We start from the raw sequence: 2407 nt of genomic DNA, 5'->3' as shown, positions 1-2407 counted from the left end.
CGCCCGCTCCGGGCGCGCCGGCCGACCAGGCCCCGCCCGCCGAAGCGCCCGCGCCGCCCGATCCGCGCAAGGAACTCGCCGACCGCATCGCCGACGAGAAGAAGTGGCGCCAGAGCACGCGGCAGGGCATCCAGTTCCTCGCCCTGCAGTTCCAGGCGACGCGCTGCGACAAAGAAGACATCCTGGCCGGCAACGACGATCCCGCCCAGCCGCTGATCACCTGCTCGACCGACCACAAGGTCGCCTACCTGCTGGGCCCGTCGATCATCAGCGGTGACCAGATCCAGGACGCCAGCGCGAGCCAGAACCAGCGCGGCATCGGCTACGTCGTCGACCTGCAGTTCAAGTCCGCCGCGGCCAACACCTGGGCCGACTTCACCGCCGCCCACATCGGTACCCAGACCGCGTTCACCCTGGACTCACAGGTCGTCAGCGCGCCGATGATTCAGGAAGCCATTCCCGGTGGCCGCACGCAGATCAGCGGAGGCGATCCGCCGTTCACCGCCGCGACCGCCAAGCAGCTGGCCAACGTCCTCAAATACGGCTCGCTGCCGCTGTCCTTCGAATCGTCGGAGGCCCAAACCGTTTCGGCGACACTGGGATTGACCTCGCTGCGGGCCGGACTTGTCGCGGGCGCGATCGGCCTGATCCTGGTGCTGTTGTACTCGCTGCTGTACTACCGGGTGCTGGGATTGCTCACCGCCCTGTCGCTGGCCGCTTCCGGGGCAATGATTTTCGCGATCCTGGTGATCCTGGGGCGTCAGATCAACTACACCCTGGACCTGGCCGGCATCGCGGGTCTGATCATCGGTATCGGCACCACCGCCGACTCGTTCGTCGTCTTCTTCGAACGCATCAAAGACGAGATCCGCGAAGGCCGTTCGTTCCGCTCGGCGGTGCCACGAGGCTGGGTGCGGGCCCGCAAGACGATCGTGTCGGGTAACGCCGTCACCTTCCTGGCCGCCGCGGTGCTGTACGCGCTGGCCATCGGCCAGGTGCGCGGCTTCGCGTTCACCCTGGGCCTCACCACGGTCCTCGACATCGTGGTGGTCTTCCTGGTGACCTGGCCGCTGGTGTACCTGGCTTCCAAGTCCCCGACGCTGGCAAAGCCCGCCTACAACGGCCTGGGTGCCGTTCAGCAGGTTGCCCGCGAACGCCGGGCTTCGGCGCAGGTCAAGACGGGACGGGGATAACCGCATGACTCCCTCCAAAGCCTCCAAAGACGCCACCGAGATCACCGAAGCATCCGAGGGCGCAACGGAATTGACCGATAGCGCCGCCGCCGGGCAGCCGCACCACGGCTTCCTGTCGCGGCTCTACACCGGCACCGGCGCGTTCGAGGTGGTCGGCCGGCGCCGGTTGTGGTTCGGCATCAGCGGCGCGATCGTCGCCATCGCCGTCTTGTCGATCCTGTTGCGGGGCTTCACCTTCGGCATCGACTTCAACGGCGGCACGACGGTGTCGATGCCCGTCGCCGGGGCCGCCGGCACCGTGCAGACCTCGCAGGTGACGGAGGTGTTCCGCAAGGCCCTGGGCAACGACCCGGAGTCGGTGGTCGTCGTCGGCAACGGCGCCGGCGCGACGGTGCAGATCCGCTCGGAGACGCTGACCAACGACCAGACCACGAAGCTGCGCAACGCCCTGTTCGACGCCTTCAAGCCGAAGGGCGCCGACGGTAAGCCCAGCAAGCAGGCCATCAGCGACGCGGCCGTCTCCGAGACCTGGGGCGACCAGATCACCGACAAGGCCCTGATCGCGCTCGCCGTCTTCCTGGTGCTGGTCGGCGTCTACATCATGATCCGCTACGAGCGGTACATGGCGATCTCCGCGCTGACGACCATGGTGTTCGACCTGAGCGTCACCGCCGGGGTCTACTCGCTGGTCGGTTTCGAGGTCACGCCGGCCACCGTCATCGGCTTGCTGACGATTCTCGGCTTCTCCCTGTACGACACCGTCATCGTGTTCGACAAGGTCGAGGAGAACACCCACGGCTTCCAGCACACCACCCGGCGCACCTTCGCCGAGCAGGCCAACCTGGCGATCAACCAGACGTTCATGCGGTCCATCAACACCAGCCTGATCAGCGTGCTGCCGGTGCTGGCGCTGATGGTCGTGGCGGTGTGGCTGCTGGGTGTCGGCACGCTGAAGGACCTGGCGCTGGTGCAGCTGGTCGGCATCCTGGTCGGCACCTACTCGTCGATCTTCTTCGCCACCCCGCTGCTGGTCACGCTGCGCGAGCGCACCGAGCTGGTGGGCACCCATACCCGACGCGTGATGCGGCGGCGCAGCCCCGGCTCGGGGGGGGGGGGGGGGGGCCCCCCCCCCCGCGCCCGCCGCCCCCCCGCGGGGGGCGCAAGGGGGGGCCGACGCGGCCACACCCGCCGCCCCGAACCCCGCGCCGCGGCCC

The 2407-nt window shown here is 68.6% G+C and carries 2 protein-coding genes; both read left to right on the top strand.

What is annotated here, in order from left to right:
- The coding region (secD, locus tag ACYQ8K_RS29975; RefSeq protein ID WP_459974985.1) for a protein translocase subunit SecD at positions 1-1193 on the top strand (1193 nt) is incomplete at its 5' end.
- A gap of 4 nt (positions 1194-1197) precedes the next feature.
- Positions 1198-2407 (top strand): protein translocase subunit SecF (secF, locus tag ACYQ8K_RS29970; RefSeq protein ID WP_459974983.1); only part of this gene is annotated, 1210 nt, incomplete at its 3' end.

Source organism: Mycobacterium sp. MUNTM1 (assembly GCF_054660795.1).
This window is presented reverse-complemented; position numbering and strand designations above follow the sequence as displayed.